The organism is Lichenihabitans psoromatis (genome assembly GCF_004323635.1).
Classification (GTDB): Bacteria; Pseudomonadota; Alphaproteobacteria; order Rhizobiales; family Beijerinckiaceae; genus Lichenihabitans; species Lichenihabitans psoromatis.
Genome location: NZ_CP036515.1, coordinates 3383203 through 3399574, shown reverse-complemented (window position 1 = coordinate 3399574; position 16372 = coordinate 3383203). Strand labels below are relative to the sequence as shown.

The 16372-nt window shown below is 61.6% G+C and carries 13 protein-coding genes; 10 read left to right on the top strand and 3 right to left on the bottom strand.

All coding sequences use genetic code 11. The features are described 5' to 3' along the window. Positions 1 to 241: 241 nt before the first annotated feature. Positions 242 to 1030 (bottom strand): DUF5677 domain-containing protein, encoded by a 789-nt coding sequence (locus EY713_RS15785; protein WP_131116510.1) that lies wholly within the window; start codon positions 1028 to 1030, stop codon positions 242 to 244. A 533-nt stretch (positions 1031 to 1563) separates the two neighbouring features. On the opposite strand from EY713_RS15785, the gene EY713_RS15780 reads away from it, so the two are divergent. Beyond that, positions 1564 to 2097, top strand: a complete 534-nt coding sequence (locus EY713_RS15780) for a glyoxalase superfamily protein (RefSeq protein ID WP_131116507.1) — start codon at positions 1564 to 1566, stop codon at positions 2095 to 2097. A gap of 239 nt (positions 2098 to 2336) precedes the next feature. Here EY713_RS15780 and EY713_RS15775 read toward each other — a convergent pair whose 3' ends face one another. Continuing rightward, positions 2337 to 3194: an AraC family transcriptional regulator gene (locus EY713_RS15775; RefSeq protein WP_131116504.1), complete on the bottom strand. Its 858-nt coding sequence runs from the start codon at positions 3192 to 3194 to the stop codon at positions 2337 to 2339. Between the two features lie 151 nt (positions 3195 to 3345). Between EY713_RS15775 and EY713_RS15770 the strand changes: the two genes are divergently transcribed. The 8 genes from EY713_RS15770 to EY713_RS15735 all read left to right on the top strand — a co-directional run bounded on the left by EY713_RS15770 (position 3346) and on the right by EY713_RS15735 (position 12217). After that, the gene (locus EY713_RS15770; RefSeq protein ID WP_131116501.1) at positions 3346 to 4353 is read left to right on the top strand and encodes a catalase family peroxidase; all 1008 of its coding nucleotides are present in this window, start codon (positions 3346 to 3348) and stop codon (positions 4351 to 4353) included. Positions 4354 to 4636: 283 nt separating this feature from the next. Continuing rightward, a complete protein-coding gene (locus EY713_RS15765) occupies positions 4637 to 4966 on the top strand; it encodes an HNH endonuclease (RefSeq protein WP_131116498.1) in 330 nt (109 codons plus the stop codon). A 1045-nt stretch (positions 4967 to 6011) separates the two neighbouring features. Continuing rightward, the gene (locus tag EY713_RS15760) at positions 6012 to 7229 is read left to right on the top strand and encodes a tyrosine-type recombinase/integrase (protein WP_131116495.1); all 1218 of its coding nucleotides are present in this window, start codon (positions 6012 to 6014) and stop codon (positions 7227 to 7229) included. A 12-nt stretch (positions 7230 to 7241) separates the two neighbouring features. Then, positions 7242 to 8543 (top strand): terminase TerL endonuclease subunit, encoded by a 1302-nt coding sequence (locus EY713_RS15755; protein WP_131116493.1) that lies wholly within the window; start codon positions 7242 to 7244, stop codon positions 8541 to 8543. Between the two features lie 10 nt (positions 8544 to 8553). Continuing rightward, the gene (locus EY713_RS15750; protein ID WP_131116490.1) at positions 8554 to 9840 is read left to right on the top strand and encodes a phage portal protein; all 1287 of its coding nucleotides are present in this window, start codon (positions 8554 to 8556) and stop codon (positions 9838 to 9840) included. A 13-nt stretch (positions 9841 to 9853) separates the two neighbouring features. Further along, positions 9854 to 11023 carry an HK97 family phage prohead protease gene (locus tag EY713_RS15745; RefSeq protein ID WP_165491155.1) on the top strand — a complete coding sequence of 390 codons (1170 nt, stop codon included), beginning with the start codon at positions 9854 to 9856 and terminating at the stop codon, positions 11021 to 11023. Positions 11024 to 11121: 98 nt separating this feature from the next. Beyond that, positions 11122 to 11853, top strand: a complete 732-nt coding sequence (locus EY713_RS15740) for a phage major capsid protein (RefSeq protein WP_131116484.1) — start codon at positions 11122 to 11124, stop codon at positions 11851 to 11853. A 160-nt stretch (positions 11854 to 12013) separates the two neighbouring features. Beyond that, entirely contained in the window at positions 12014 to 12217 is a 204-nt protein-coding gene (locus EY713_RS15735) for a DNA-binding protein (RefSeq protein WP_131116481.1), read from the top strand. Positions 12218 to 13730: 1513 nt separating this feature from the next. On the opposite strand, the gene EY713_RS15730 is transcribed toward EY713_RS15735, so the two are convergent. Further along, positions 13731 to 14654 (bottom strand): LysR family transcriptional regulator, encoded by a 924-nt coding sequence (locus tag EY713_RS15730; RefSeq protein ID WP_165491154.1) that lies wholly within the window; start codon positions 14652 to 14654, stop codon positions 13731 to 13733. 496 nt (positions 14655 to 15150) lie between these two features. Between EY713_RS15730 and EY713_RS15725 the strand changes: the two genes are divergently transcribed. Continuing rightward, positions 15151 to 16359 carry a sensor histidine kinase gene (locus tag EY713_RS15725; RefSeq protein WP_131116475.1) on the top strand — a complete coding sequence of 403 codons (1209 nt, stop codon included), beginning with the start codon at positions 15151 to 15153 and terminating at the stop codon, positions 16357 to 16359. Positions 16360 to 16372: the final 13 nt, after the last annotated feature.

Sequence of the window (16372 nt, the reverse complement as noted above, 5' to 3'; positions counted from 1 at the left end):
AGCGGAAAGTCGGGCGAAGGTCTGCTGCTTGATTGCTATCGGACAGGATTGTTGAACCTACAATTTTCGGCCCTTCAGCCATCGGCGACTTAGGCTGCTATCGATAGCTTCCGATAAGCGACATTCCCGGAGCCGAATAGCTTCTCTCGACCCTTTACGGACGTCGGGAGCGTTCGCCAGCGATCAACACCTCTCACCGAGCAGCGGTGGATGTAAAAACTCTAGAGCGGAAAAATAGGTCTCAACTGCAACCCGGCCGGGCGTCTATGAACCCCTCGGGGCCGTACTTCAAACGGTCGTAGCGTTGCGCTGCGTCGATCATCTCGGCGCTGCTCTCCACACCCAAAACGCCCGCGACTCCCATGCAAAGCGCCATCAGGGCGATGCACGCGAGGTCGATGGTCTCGATGCGCTCTGCTTCCTTTGGCAGCGGCTGGACGTCTAACCCCATTAGCAGTTTCCCTTTCACCTCCTCGATGTCGAGGTGCCGCTTCAACGCCGTGATGGACGGGTGGGCGGAATCGCGTGAGAGGTTCCTGTAGACCAAATAGGTGTGCTCGATCGAGGTATTCGCGACCGCGTCCCCCGGGTTCAGGAACGCCGGTTTGGGGGTGTGGTCCTTCATCCAGTCGATGCGGCTCTTCAGCTGCTTCACCAGTGGGTCGTTATCGCCCACCTCGGCCCGGTGCACCTGCCAGAGTACCTTGGTGGTGCCGATCTGGGCCATCTGCTCGTCGCGCAGCATTTCCTCGATGAAGCCGTCGCCCTTCTCAGCTAGGCCAACCACCAGGAAGAGGTTTTCGTAGCACGATCGGACTAGCGTCCGCATCTCCGGCACAAAGTCCTGTCGCGCCAGCGCCAGAATGGCCCGGAACGTGTTGTAGCTTCGGCTCAAGAGCGCGAGGGAGAGGACCTTTGGATCGTAGAACTCGCGCTCGGTGACCGGCACGTTGCCGGCGGCCTCGAACACTGTCATCGCCACCGCCGGTAGAGTTTCCGCATGGGCAATCCACTCGTCGACCGTCGCCATCGGGCATACTCCGTTCAGCCTGCAAGATAACAACTCCGCAGCTTAAACGCTAACTCCGTGCCCTCGGGAATAGGTCGCTCTCCGCTAGATGACCGACTTGGGAGTCGAGTTCCGACAATGACTACGGTCACGGGTGTATTAGAGTGCAAGGGTCAGTGGCTTTGATTGGCACAGAGATGAATGTCCGCTTTTCGCCTCCGCCCCTATTTCCACTTTCCACCCATCTGCGACTACGCCGCGGACAAATAGCTTCTGATAAGGGACATTCCCGGAATGCCGGATGGATGCTTTCGCCTCTTGCAAGCCATAGGACAATCCGGCTCCCTATTTTTGAAGCGGTCATTGCTAGCGTGCAGAGCCGATTGACACCAACGACCCGGCTCTGACAGGTGTATGCTCGGCAGGTGCCGCCAGCCGCTCGCGTCCATATGGACATGGTGAAGGCACTGAGTTCGGATCTTCACCGGATAGTCCGCCCGGCGATGTATCGGCAATGTGAGCCCCGATGACCATCGCCGGCGCGAGGAACTATCATGCCGACAATCGAACAAGCGAAAGCGATGGCTAAGCGGCTGCGATCAGCACTAGCTGTCAACGCGATAAACATTTCCCATGCCGCGAGCCTCGAACTGGTTGCGGCGGAACTCGGCCATCGAGATTGGAATGCAGCCGCAGCAATTCTCGATCCCCATCGGCCGGGCCAAGTGTCGTTCCGACAAGCTATCCCTATCCTGCGCATCTTTGATTTGGCGAAGGCCCGGGAGTTCTACTGTGACTTTCTAGGCTTTGCCATCACGATGGAACATCGTCACGAGCTTGGCTTGCCTGTTTATATGGCTATCGAGAGGGCCGGATTGGAACTTCACCTGACCGAGCATCATGGTGGTGCTAGCCCCGGATCAACGGCGTTCGTCTGGATGACCGGTGTACAAGCCTTTCATGCAGAACTGACTGCGAAGAACTACGGCTATGGCCGGCCCGGCATCGAGCGACTGCCGTGGGGAGATCAGCTACAGGTGCACGATCCATTTGGGAACCGGATCAGGTTCTGCCAGCGTCACAAATAAGCGAGTAGGCGACGGCGGCTTCCGGAATTTGCCCGTTCGAAAGCTGCCTCACTGCAAGCCCCCCTGAGCAGCCTTCCCACTCTCAAATTGCTTCTAATAATGGACATTCCCGGAAGTAAAACCGGCCGCCTCAAAGTATGAGCGGACCTCACGCTTATTTTAGTGCCAAAATCGAGACTCTTGCGCCGACGCGCAACAGTGCGATGGCTTAACGCGATGGGTCAGGTCTGGGGCGTGCGCTACAAATTCATCTCAGCACGGAACCGTCCGGGTGTGACGCCGACCACTCGCACGAAGGCGCGGGAGAGGTTAGCTTGGGACGAGAAGCAGCAGATCGCCGCGATCTCGCTGAGCGATCGATCGGTTTCGCGCAGCAACCGCTTTGCCAGAGCGAGCCTGCGGCCAGAAACGTAGCGGTGCGGCGGGTCGCCCGTCGCCTGTCGGAACGCGCGCGCGAAATGGAAAGGGCTGAGGCACGCGACGGCGGCAAGCTCATGGATCGAAAGCGCTCTGCCCAGATTATCCTCCACATGGGCAAGCACCCGACGCAACCGGATCGAGTCCAGTCCTCGTCTTGCCCCGGCTGTGGCCGGTCGCTGGCGGACCCCAATTCCGTAATTAGCGACCATCCGCTCGGCTAGACTGAGCCCGATGGTCTCGATGAGGATCGAGGCACTCGAGGTCTCTTGGAGGAGTTCGCGCGCCACGATCGCGCCCATCCAATCGAGGGAGCGATCGCAGATGCCGCTGACATAATGAATATTGGCAGGATCGAAATACGGCAGATGATCTTCCCTGGAAATATCCTCGAATAGGCGACGCGACAGATACAGATGCATCACCTCCGGGATGTCGGCTGTCACATACGTGGCTTCCTCGTGGGTTGCGGCTGGAATGACGAAGGTTGTTCCCCGCATGGCCGGCGCGTGCTGGCGGACGCCATGTGCGGCGCGGTGAACGTTCGAGTGACCATCGCCGTCGAGAATCAAGGTGAGTTCGGCATCTTCTGTGACGAAGGCGGGAATGGGCCCCGCGCAGTGGCTGCGGATGTCGACTGCGAGGGCCGGCCAGTCTCGCGCCGCCGAAGAGGCGAGCAATCGCGACTCCGTGAACTTCCTTTCGCCATGACCCTGCACAGGAACACCTCAACGACCACAGCAACCCGGGAAAACGATTGCGCAAGCCAGGAGATTAACACTCGTCCCAACACTCTGCATGATCATTTCGAGCAATTGCATAGGGGGCACCATGCATTTCGAGACTTTGAAACGGGCAAACCGCAGTGTGGGTTGGCGTCTTCTCCTCGCGGGCGGTCTTCTGGCATCAGGGATCGCCGTTCCGGCCCGAGCCGCAGATCCGGCCGACCTGCCCGCCAGGCTAGTTGCAGACCTGCACGCGACCTTCGGCAATAACCATGCGCGTGCCATTCACGCCAAAGGCATAGTGTTGACCGGCATCTTCAATCCTGCGCAGGGAGCGAGCGCGATCAGCGAAGCCGCTCTGTTCAAGAGCCCGTCGCCCGTCATCGTCCGTTTCTCGGACTTCACTGGCCTTCCCGCAATTCCCGACAACGACGGCAACGCCAATCCGCGCGGCCTGTCGATCAAGTTCGGTACGGTCGACGATGCCAGCCTCGATATCGTGGCACACAGCTTCGACGGCTTCCCGGTCTCCAACGCCGCCGATTTCGGACACCTGTTCAAAGCGATTGCTTCGAGCGGGCCCAGCGCCACGAAGCCGACTGCGCTTGACCGGTTCCTCGAGACTCACCCAGCCGCCAAGGCGTTTCTCTCCAGCCAAAAGTCGCCGGCAAGCTTCGCCACGACCAGCTATTTCGGAGTGAACGCGTTTCGCTTTGTCGACGCTCACGGCCAGAGCATCGCGATCCGCTATCGCTTCGTGCCCGCCGCTGGCGAGCATTATCTTGATGCAGCGTCGCTGAAGACCGAGCCGGCGGACTATCTGTTGCACGACGTCGCCGATCGAGTCGGCCGGGCGCCGATCCGTTTCGACTGGTTTGCACAGGTTGCAGAGGCGACTGACGCCCTCGACGATCCGGCAAAGGCGTGGCCGGACACTCGCCGGCTGATCCGCTTGGGTACGCTCACGATCGACAAGATGGCGGTCGATCAGGCGGATCTCGACAAACAACTGATTTTTCTTCCAGGCAACGTCCCGATCGGAATCATGCCGGCCGACCCGATGATCGGCGTTCGCACCGCAGCCTATCCCATCTCGTTCGGCGAGCGGCAGTAGGCGGAGGGTCGAGCAGCAGCGCGTGGTTGGTACAGCGGGACGGCTACCAATGTGCAGCACTTGGCTGCAGGTTACGCGCACTGATCGTCGGCCACATCACGAGCCCACGCAGCGGCGGCTCGGACGAGGACTCGAACCTGCGATCCCTCTGCCGAGCGCATAATAATATGATCAAGCAGCTGCCCGATGGCACCCGCCGCAACGGCGGCCGGTTCACCTAACTTTGAAAAGGCGGATTCCTTCCGATAAGGAACATTCCCGGAAGTAAACGAGAGATTGGCCGATGGCGCTTCGCACGGTGCCGTCGCGCTTGAAAGCGGCTGACCTCTCCATCGCCAAGCTGCCGCTCAAGACGGCGGATCCGCGGTACCGGACGTCGGACTGGAAGGTCCTGCGGCAAGTCATCTTCGCCGGCGACAGTCACCAATGTGGAGCGCCCGGCTGCATGGCTCGCGGCGTCGTCGTCGACCACATCGTCAGCCCGCGCAACGGCGGGTCGGACGAGGCCTCGAACCTCCGCTTCCTCTGCCGGGCCCATGACAACCAGGTCAAGGAAGGGCCAGACGGCACCCGTCGCGGCGGTGGCCGCTTCTCTCGATTCAAAGCATCATAGAAGCCCGCTGGCTGTCCTACGGTTCTCTGGCCCCCATCGCCTGTCCTGACCCTCCGATGCCCCTGCCCGGCCCTCCGCGTCAGGCGTCGGGGCCTGGCCGGGGGGTGGGGGGTTTCGATCCCGACCGGTCAAGGGGGGCTGGAACCGGACGTAGTCTCACGCGGAGATTTTCTGGGTTTTTGAAAAACGCGCTATTCAAAGGGGCAGATAGCGGTGCCGCGAAATCAAAAACGTCAATCACTACAATGGGTTAAGATTTTGGCCCTGCCCGTTTGAATAGAGTGGAATTCAAATAATTCAAACGGATCAATGTTTACAATAGGTTAGCCTTTTATCTGGGCATCTTGGAGCGTCATCGGCAAACCATGGGCAGCCCTCGATCGGAACGGAATGCATTCCGACAGAGCCCATCTCCAGACATCGGGGCCAACGATTATCAAGCCTGAGGTTCCAGACACGTCGAAGTCACTCGAAGCACCGCACTGCGTCGTGGTCGTCGAGTGCTCTTGAAAACGAGGCCTTAACCATGGACCTGCCTCACCCATATAGCCTATGCCGATGCGCTTACCTTTGAGGACCTTCGACTTCACCTCACGAATAGTGTGTGGTGAGACCGAGAACAACTTGCCAGACCCCGGATACACGTCCAAGATTCCGGACGGAGGGGACAACTCCCGATGACACTCGTCCATCGTCGACGGCACGTCAGAGAGCGTCGGGTTGTCTCTAGCGAGACCAATCCGCCGACAACCGACGCGCGCCTGTGCGGTGCCAGCGAGCAGTCTTCTTGAGCAGTCGGGCGTCTTGCAGCCTGAAAGAGCAACGCGCGCGGGTGCGCTTTCTTCGACTTGGTTGTCACCCTCCCGGGGCCAGAACCGATCGCTGGCGATAGCGGCCAAAAGCCAATCAACAGGCAACTTAATGATGATCGCACATCCAATCCAGATCGATATCCGCGAGGCGGCCCCACCGCTCGTCGCGTCCCCTCCCCCGCGACTTGGCAGGCTCCATTTCGCCGAACCTCTTCATCAATCGGAGGCCACCGATGGCGAGCGTCGCTAAACGCGAGTGGACCCACAACGGAGAGAGTAAATTCGCCTGGGTGGTCCGTTATGTCGACGAAGCCGGCAAGCGCCGCATGAGAACGTTCGAACGGAAGAAGGAAGCCGACAAATTCCGCACGCACGCCGAGACCGAGGTCGAAGCCGGAACACATACGCCACGATCCGTGGCGCTGCGCATGTCGGAGATCTGCGAGCTATTCCTGCGTTATTCGGAAGGCCGGTTGCGGGACGGCAAAATTGGCAAGGGGTGTCACCAAAATCTTACCATGATCGTCGACCAGTCCATCGTACCGCGCCTCGGAGGTCGACTCATCACGGACCTGACGTTCAAGGATATCGAAGCTTGGTATGAGTGGCTGGCTAAGGTGAAGCGCTACAGCCCATCAACCATGACCCACCGTATGCGGACGTTGCAGCAGGTCGAGTCCTTCGCCTTCAGGCGCAAATTGATCCGCAAGAAGGTCATTGCCGAGTTTCTGGCGGAGATCGGTCGACCGCCGATCGATCCTATTCGAACCTTCTCCAAAGGTGAGATTCTGCATCTGCTCAAAACCGCCGAGTCGACGGATCGAGTCTACAAACCCGCATGTCATCTTCTCGCGCGCCTTTTCGTTAACCTCGCAGGCTGCTGTGGCCTGCGCCACGGCGAGATCGCAGGTCTGACCTTGTGCAACGTCGACCTTGAGCTTGGCATTATTCACGTCCGACATAGGCTGACCAAGTTTGACGACCTAAAATCTCCCAAGACAATTTCCGGATTGCGGGACGTTCCGATGCCGGAGCATATCCGTACGATGCTGCGGGAGTGGGTGACACTGTTCTACAAGGTCAATGACCGCGAGCTTCTGTTTCAATCGGAACGCGGCGGCAGCATGCATTCGATTTGCTTTCATGCCGGACACTGGAAGCCGTTGCTGGTTCGCGCTGGCTACAACGGCAAGGACGGGTGGCCGCATTTCCATGCGCTTCGCCACTTCGCCGCATCGTTCATGATCAGCACAGGCATGCCCATGCCGGACGTGGCTTCGCTTCTCGGACACAAGAAGTTCGACACGACTTTACAGATCTACGCACACCCGATCGTTGGTGGCGGGCGGCACCATGAGATCATTCAGAGCATGGCCGCGCAGCTGATGCCGCTCGCGACGCAACAAGGGCGCAACAATGGCCAGCAAACCATTGATTTAGCGACCGTTTAGCATCTGACCGGCATGATCGAGGTCGACCCCTTCCTGTCGTCCAAGGGCCGCTTTCACATCCAGGCGCACAAGAAGAAGGTCACGTTCAACCCGACCGGCGCCACGCTGCAGATCAAGAGCTTCAACCCGAAGGTGATGACCGGCGTGAAGCCGGCCGGCGTCATGGTCGACGAGCTGCACGTCATCGCCGAATCCTCCGACGCCGATCGCGTCATGGGGCAGATCCGCGGCGGCATCGTCTCGCAGCCGGAGGCCTTCTTCGCCATCACGACCACCCAGTCGGAACGGCCGCCGCGCGGGGTGTTCAAGGCCGAGCTCGCCAAGGCGCGGGCCATCCGCAACGGCACGGCGGGCGGCAAGATGCTGCCGGTCCTCTACGAGTTTCCCGACGCGATCGGCCGGGCCAAGAAGGAACCCGACAAGCCCTACCCGTGGGAGAGCAAAGCCTTCTGGCACATGGTCACCCCAAATGACGGGCGGTCCATCACGGTCGACCGCCTGGTCGAGGATTTCGACACGGCCAAGCTCGCCGGCGAGGAGGAGCTGCGGCGCTGGGCCAGCCAGCATCTCAACGTCGAGATCGGCATGGCGCTCGGCTCCGACCGCTGGCCCGGGGCCGAGCATTGGGAGAAGCGCGCCGATCCGAGCATGACCTTCGAAAACATCCTGACGCTGTCGGACGTGATCACGGTCGGCATCGACGGCGGCGGCCTCGACGATCTGCTCGGCCTGGCGGTCATCGGCCGCGACAAGGTCACTCGCGAGTGGCGCTTGTGGATCCACGCCTGGATGCATCGCAACGTCCTCGAGCGGCGGAAAAGCGAGGCGTCCAACTTCCTCGACTTCGAGCGGGATGGAGACCTCTCCATCGTCGACGACATGGGCACGGCTTATGCCGCGCTCGTCGACCGCGTCGTGCAATGCAACGATGCCGGACTGCTGGCCTCGGTCGGCCTCGATCCGGCCGGCGTCGGCCTCATCGTCGACGAGCTCTCGGTGCGGGGCATCTCGGACGACACCGAGCAGGTGTTCGCCGTCAGTCAGGGCTACAAGCTCACCGGCGCCATCAAGACGCTCGAGGTGAAGCTCTCGGACCAGGCCTGCTCCCATCCGGGACAGCCGCTAATGACCTGGTGCGTCAGCAACGCGCGGGTCGAGCTGCGCGGCAATGCGGTGCTGATCACCAAGCAGGTGAGCGGCACCGGCAAGATCGATCCGCTGATGTCGGCGTTTAACGCCACCTCGCTGATGGCGGCCAACCCCGAGCCGAAAGGCTCCGTCTACACGGTCGAGCGCGGCCTGACGTATTTTTGAAGGATCCGGCATGAGTTGGATGACGCGCCTGTTCGGGCGGGATCGCACCGCCGCCGGGCGGCGCGGCTATGGCGACCCTGCCGAGGAGCAGTTCGCGGACGCGCTCGGGATCGTGTCGGCCTCGCAGACCGGGATCCCGGTCAACCAGCACACGGCGCTCAACGCCGCGGCGGTGCTGGCTTGCGTCACCATGATCTCGGAGGATGTCGGCAAGCTGACGCCGGAGATCTACCGGCAGCGCGAGGACGGCGGCCGCGAGGTGGCGAAAGACCACTTCCTGCATACCCTGCTCGACGAGCCGAACGAGTGGCAGTCCGGCATGGAGTTCCGCGAGCAGCTGACCGGCGGCCTGATGATGCGCGGCAACGGTTACGCGGCCATCCTGCGCGATCGGCGCGGCGTGCCTTCCCAGCTGGTGCCCTGGAATCCGGATCGTGTTGCCCTTTGGGAAACGCCGGACGGCGGTTTATTCTACCGGCTCTCCGCTTCCGGCATGCACGAGATGGCGATGGCGGCCCGCTTCCCGACCTTGGTCCCGGCCGAGGACATGATCCACCTGCGCGGCTTCTCGCTGAACGGCCTGCTCGGCGCGGCGCGCATCAGTCTCGCCCGGGAAGCGATCGGCCTCAGCCTCGCCCAGGAGCAACTGGCGGCACGGTGGATGGGCAATAGTGCGCGGCCGAGCGGCCTGCTCACGACCGACAAGACCCTCACGCCCGAGGGCGCCCAACGGATGTCGGAGGATTGGAAGAAGAAGCATGCCGGCCTCGCCAACACCGGCAGCATCCCGGTGCTCGAGCAGGGCCTGAAGTGGCAGGCCATGTCGCTATCGTCGCTCGACATGGAGTTCATTGCGGCTCGAGCCTTCCAGCTGCAGGAGGTCTGCCGCATCTTCCGCGTGCCGCCCCACATGGTGGGCGAGCTGTCGCGGTCGACCAACAACAACATCGGCCAGCAGGGCCAGGAATATGTGAACTACACGCTGTCGGGCTACACCAACCGGTGGCGGTCGAAACTGTCGTCGCAGTTCGGCCTGAAGCGCCAGGGCCTGTTCATCGACTTCGACTATCGCGAGATCACGCGGGGCGACGTGGCGGCCCGCTACAACGCTTATCGCACCGGCATCATGTCGATGTTCATGACACCGAACGAGGCGCGGATCGACGACGGACGCGACCCGATGGAGGGTGGCGACAAGCTCCAGCAACCCCAGAACATGGCCGCTGCAGGCAGTCAGTCGACCGGTACCGCGCCCGATGATGCGGGCCGGCCCGCTGCCGACGCCTCCGCCGCCTAAAGGATCCTCCAGCATGTTCCATCGATCGAGCGCGGCCGAACCGGTCGAGGATCTCGCGGCCTTCCGCACGGCCGCTCTCCTCGGCACCGCCAAGCGCGGTCCGCTGCACACCATGGTGCGTTTCGCCGGCGTCGAGGCCAGCACCGACACGGCCGAGGACACGCGCACCGTCACCTTCGTGCTCTCGGACAACTCGGTCGATAGCTACAACACGACGCTTGATCCGAACGGCTGGGTCTACGACCGCAGCGGCGCCGGCACGGTGCTGCTCTACGGTCACAACCCGAGCGACCCGCAGAACGTCATCGGCCGCGTCCACAACATCCGGGTCGAGGAGAGCCGCCTGCTCGGCGACGCGACCTTCGTGGCGGCCGACATCAACCCGCGGGCCGAGGCCGTCTACAAGATGGTCCGGGCCGGCGTGATCAATTCCTGCAGCGTCGGGTTCGATCCGATCGATTGGACGCTGTCGAAATCGCGCAAGGGCGGCGTCGACTTCACGCGGCAGGAGCTGCTCGAGCTGTCGATCGTCGCCATCCCGAGCAACAAGAATGCTCTGGCGCTGGCCCGCGCCGCCGGCGTCGACGTCGTCCAGCTGGCCGCGATCGTTGGGACCGAGACCCGCGCCATCGGCCGCGTGCTGACGCGCGACCTCTACGACGTGTCCGCCATGGCCGACGTGATCCAATGGCTCGCCTATCTGACCAGCAGCGTCACCTGGGAGGCCAGCTACGAAGGCGACGGCTCCGACATCCCCGGTCGTCTTGGCGGTCTTCTGAAGGACGCCGGGCAGATCCTCATCGACATGACGTCCGAGGAAGTCGCCGAGCTGATCGCGAGCGTCACCGGCGAGACTGAGGACCGTGCCGCCGGCATCGCCCTGATGCGCGGCATGACAGCCCGCCACCAGCGCAGCCCCGTCCAGCGCGCCGGCAAGGCGCTGTCCTCCGCCAACGAGGATGCATTGCGCCAGGCGCTCGATCATCTCGGTCAGGCCAAAGACATGATCACGGCGGTCGCGGCCGCCAATGCGTCGGACGATCCGGCTGAGACGAACACCGACGATCTGGCCGAGGCCACAACCGAGACCGCCGACGCCGAGACGCGCGCGACGGCGCTGCGGCTCCGCCGCGCCAAGGCGCTGCAGAGGCGCGCCAACTTGCCCATCAGCGAAGCGGCCTAGCCGCTCTCACATCCCCCGAACCTCCTCGGCCCACGCGGCCAGGACGTCCCGCCGTCCCCCTGGGGCACGGCGCCTAAACCCATGTCCCGGAGACAGCTATGAAACTGCATGAGATGCGCGCCGCCCTCGGCGTCAAGGTCGACGAACTCGTCGGCTTGGCGAACGACGAAGCCGCCTATACGGCCAAGGAGGCCGAAATCGATACCCTGCAGCGCTCCATCGAGCGCACCGAAAAGGCGCAGGAGCGTCAGGCCGGTCTCGCTCGTCCGCTCGGCGGCGAAGCCTCCCAGGAACCCGGCCAGACCCAAAACGATGGCAAGAGCTTCCGCAACTTCGGCGAGCAACTGATCGCCTGCGTCAATTACGCGAACCCCTCGCTCCGCACCTTCGACCAGCGCCTCGTCCGCGCGCCGCAGGGCGCCGGCGAGGTCGACGCCTCGTCCGGCGGCTTCCTGGTGCAGACGGATTTCGCGACCGAGATCTTCAAGCGGTCCTATGTGACCGGCGATATCCTCAGCCGTGTCCGCAAGCTGAGCATCAGCACCAGCGCCAATGGCATCAAGATCCCGGCCGTGGACGAGTCGAGCCGTGCCACCGGCTCGCGTTGGGGCGGCGTGCAGTCCTATTGGGTCGGCGAGGGCGCGCCTGCTCCCTCGTCCAAGCCCAAGTTCCGCCTCGTCGAGCTCGACCTCAAGAAGCTGATGTCGACGATGTATGTCACCGACGAGATCCTGCAGGACGCCAGCGTGCTAACCTCGATCGCCAACGAGGCCTTCGCGGACGAAATCACGTTCATGACCGAGGATTGTAGACGCATTTCCGATAAATGAAATTTTCTTTTATTTAACAACGTCTTAGCCGCTTCGATTAACTCTTGAAGCGGCTAAATCATTTCCAAAGCACGTGATACCGTTTGCAAGCGTTATCAATTACTTGAGAAAGCCTGCTCGCAACTCGACGCGACATGAGCACGACAAGGACTCTTCGATCATGATGTCACAGACCCCCGATCTCCTCTACGGAATGCCTGCCATCGCGGATCACCTCGGCCTCAAAGTCCCCCAGGCGCGCCACCTCTCCGACAAAAGGACGATCCCGACATTTAAGGTTGGCCGCCTGACCTGCGCTCGACGAACGACGCTGACCGCATGGCTGATCGAGCAGGAAGCCAAAGCCTGCACGATAGCGGCCTGAGTGCCTGTGTAGAACGGATGAACCAGAGAACGTTTACATTTGCCGTGAAACAAAAGTGGCAATGGATCCAAGTGACGAGTGTTCCCAGCCGATACAGCGGACTTCGAACTCAAGGCGACATGCGCTTGAAACCGCATTGGGCGCGCCTCGTCTGCAGCTTGCAAAGCAGCCGCAGCGTCGAGGATCAGGTGGGCGGTCTTGTCGTCATTGATCAGGAGCTTGCGAGCCGCCGACTAAGCGCGGCCTGAATGGCATGAACACGCTTTTTGATGGATTGCGCGATTATCGTGGGTCGGTTCACGGGAGCTTTTTACGCGAAGGGTGTCAGGCGAGCATGGCAGCGGCCGCGATAGCCCGCCCTGCCCGATCGCACCGCCTGATGGCATGCGCCAATTCGACATAGGTGACGAACCCATCAAGGTCGGCGGCGCGCCAACAATCCCATATAGCCGATTCCCATCAATATAACTCTGCTTCCGCGACCAGATACAGGAAGGCTCTATAGTCGGGTTGCCCTACGGCACTCCGCGCTCGGCGACTGTGCTGGTGGAGACCTGCATAGGAAAGGCCTAAACTGCGCGCCGCCTCGCTCAGCTGGCCTCATCCTACGTCGAAGTGCCTTGGGCGGCCATGTCTTGTGAGATTGCCCATCAGCGATCAGCGCCACCGCAGCGGCACCCGGACTACGCGCAGGAACTCGCCCGTGATCTGCAGCGCGGCCGATCATTGCGGTAAACGGCATTCCGGAACTGGACGGCTACACCTGACCCGACCCAGACATTCAGAACGTTTGCTTGTTGGCAGCGTGATTTACCGTGAATGCGCGAGCTTGGCCGTTTTCGGTCAGGATGCTCCGGAGAAATGAGTGCGTAAAAGCAGCCCTTCGTTGTCCCTCGAGTGGATTCGGGCCCCTGACGATGGATGGGTTGGCGATCGTCGTTTAACCGGAGGTCGGACTTTTTAAATGACAGTCCATGCGTCAACACCGAATCCACAGTGTCGAATCCAAGCGACAGGCTGTCCACGAGTACCTGCCCGGCTAGACCCTGCATGGTCTCGCCAAGCGCCACGGCCGCCGGGGCCGTGGCGCTTGGCCAATGAGGGTGAGACTGTCACGTCCAGATCGCCAAGTCGGCCGGCGCGAACGTTGCCTTCACGCCGCCGCTCAGCGTTTCCGTTGAACCCGCCCTGGGCTGGACGACCGCTGCCTTCGTTTGTTCCTGAGCCTCGGACGCCAGTCCGTTGCGATCGAACAGCTCGAAGATCCGAAGGGCGATCGTGCAGCAGAACGAGATTGAGGCGCTCGCCGCTTCCGTGAAGGATCTACGTCGCCAGGAAGACAATGAGCGAACTACGCAAACGGCTGCTCATATATCATTTGGTTAGCGATCGCTGTGTGTTCTACAAAAACCACCGGCCGGGTCCGACGGAGCATGCCATCCGAGGTCACATTCGCCGGGAACCCGCGCGCACCTGCGTCACCATCGGCGCCGTCAGGGTCTCCTCCGCCCGTTCAACCTGCCATTAAGGCCGGCGCAAGATCGAGCCGGTCTTGCACGGGATCGAGTTCGTCGCCGCGTTTCCTGACCCATTTCGTGATGTGGTCGAGGGCGAACCGGATCCGAGGGGTGTCGCGATTGTCCTTATGCACGACCTGCCAGATGCCCGTGCTGGGTATCGGGGCGCGTAGCGGCGGGTTCCTCAGCCGAACGAGCCCGGGCTCTTGGTCCGCGCAGAAGCGGACGAGGCTGGCGAGGCCTCCGCCCTGCTTTGCGGCCGCGAGAGCGGCGGCATGACTGCTGGTCTGGATGGCGATGCGCGCGCGGGGCGCAAGATCGGCGAGCCAGTCCGTCTGGGTTGCGTCCTGGATCCCTTCGAGCTGGGTGATCAGCCAGTGCCCGGCGCAGCCGGTATCGTAGTCACATTCGCCACTCCGCTCGAGATACCCTGGACTGGCGTAAAGTCCGTAGGCGAGCGTGCCGATACGGCGGACCACGAGATCGTGCTGGACGGGCGGTCTGAGCCGGATGGAAATGTCCGCCTCACGCATCGCAAGGCTAAGATCCTTTGGGTCCGGGATCAGTTCAATCAGGATGTCCGGCTGCGTTTCGTGCAACGTCCCGAGGCAGGGCGCGACGAGGTTACTGGCGATCGTCTCGGCGCAGGTGACACGGACCTGGCCCGCCATGCGCAGGTCGTGTCCCACCACTTGCCGCTCCAGCGCATGCGCTTCCGCCTCAACCCGTTCCGCCTGATGGCGCACGTCGTCCCCGGCTAGCGTAGGAACGTATCCGTCTGGAGTCCGATTCAGGAGGCGGACGCCGAGACTGGATTCCAACGATGCGAGGCGGCGCCCCACCGTCGACTGGGCCACATGCAACCGCTTCGCGGCGGCCGACAGGCTGCCGGCGCGGGCGATCGCAAGGAAGAACCTCAAGTCATCCCAATCCAACATTGGCTTCCCCCAGTACGCAACGATTGACCCCCCGGCAAATCGCGATCGACCAACTGTGGGCGCCCGCACAGCTTGCTCGGCATCCGTACCCAAACTGCAGATTTCGCGTCTGGCCGGTAGGATCGGAAAATACTCAGACTGTGCAAATGAACGACAATCAGGGCATTCACCACGGTGGCCGGGAGTTTTTCGGTAGCAACAGGGCTGCGACCCTGCTTGTCGCCTGTCGCCGTGTACTTACGCCGGAAATCACGGACATGCCCAAGATCTCGGCGCCCCAGCATTTACCGCGTCGTTCGATAGAAACGGCGCCGTCCTAAATTCGAATTGCCGTAGAAAACGATTAATGCCTGTCGGGCTGACAGAACGAGGCACGAGGCTGGCGCATGCCGCAGCCGTATGCGCATAATCAGTATGCATTTTCGCAAGGGGACAAAAAATCTTATTATAGATTAGTAACGGATTTGACAGGAGTTCCATGAACCCGAAGGCAGAGACCATCTCGACTTCGCCGCACTCGGGTGAGAGTGAGGGTCGCAGACGCCTTTCGACCTTCATGTCCGAGAACATCAAGCCGATCGTCGTCGAATGGGAGAACTTTGCACGAACCTTGACGCCGACGTCCGACGGCATGACCCCCTTGGCCTTGCGGGACCACATCCATCTCATTCTGAAATTCATCGTCGCCGACATCCAGTCGGACCAGACGCCCAAGGAAGAAGCGATCAAGTCCAGGGGAAAGAAGGCCCGAGACCCAACCAGAACGGCCGCGGAAACCCACGCGGCGTTGCGCCTTTCGGGTGGCTTCAACATCGGTCAGATGACCTCCGAGTACCGGGCTTTGCGGGCAAGCGTGATCAAGCTCTGGAGGAGATCGAAACCGCTCATGGACGGGAAGGACTTCGAGGACCTGACGAGGTTCAACGAGGCCATCGACCAGGAACTGATGGAGTCGACGACATACTACACTGACGAGGTGCTGAGGTCGAAAGACATGTTCATCGGCATCCTAGGGCATGACCTTCGCAGTCCGGTGCAGGCTATAATGTTGTCGGCCGAACTCATGCCGCGCATCGGACCGCTCAACGAACGCCAGTCGATGCTCGTGGGAACCATGTCCGACTGTGCCGGCCGGATCGGCGGACTGATCGACACTCTCACGGATGTCACGCGCGCGAGGTTTGGCGCTTCGCTCCCGATCGTCCGATCCGCAATGGATTTCGGCTACGTCGCCCATCAGATGGTCGACGAGATAAGGGCCGGGCATCCGTCGCGGGACATCAGGCTCGACGTATCTCCCGCTGACATGACGGGTGAATGGGACAAAGCCCGCATCGGACAGGTCTTCTCGAACCTGCTCGGCAACGCCATCCAATATGGATTCCAAGATCCCTCGATTGAAGTTGGTATCACAAGCGACAAGGATTCCGTCAGCTTGACGGTCCACAACAGGGGTGTCCCGATCCCGGCCGAGAAGTTAAGCTCGATCTTCGATCCTTTGACCCGCGCAACGGCGACGACCGGTCAGCATGCGTCGATGAATTTGGGGCTGGGCCTCTACATCACACAGGAGATCGTCGCAGCCCACGGCGGGCAGATCCATGTCACTTCGTCCGAGGAACAGGGAACCACCTTCACCTGCTGGTTTCCTCGCTCAAGGTCGAAACCAGTCCTCCACGCGGCTTGAGCCAAGAGCGATC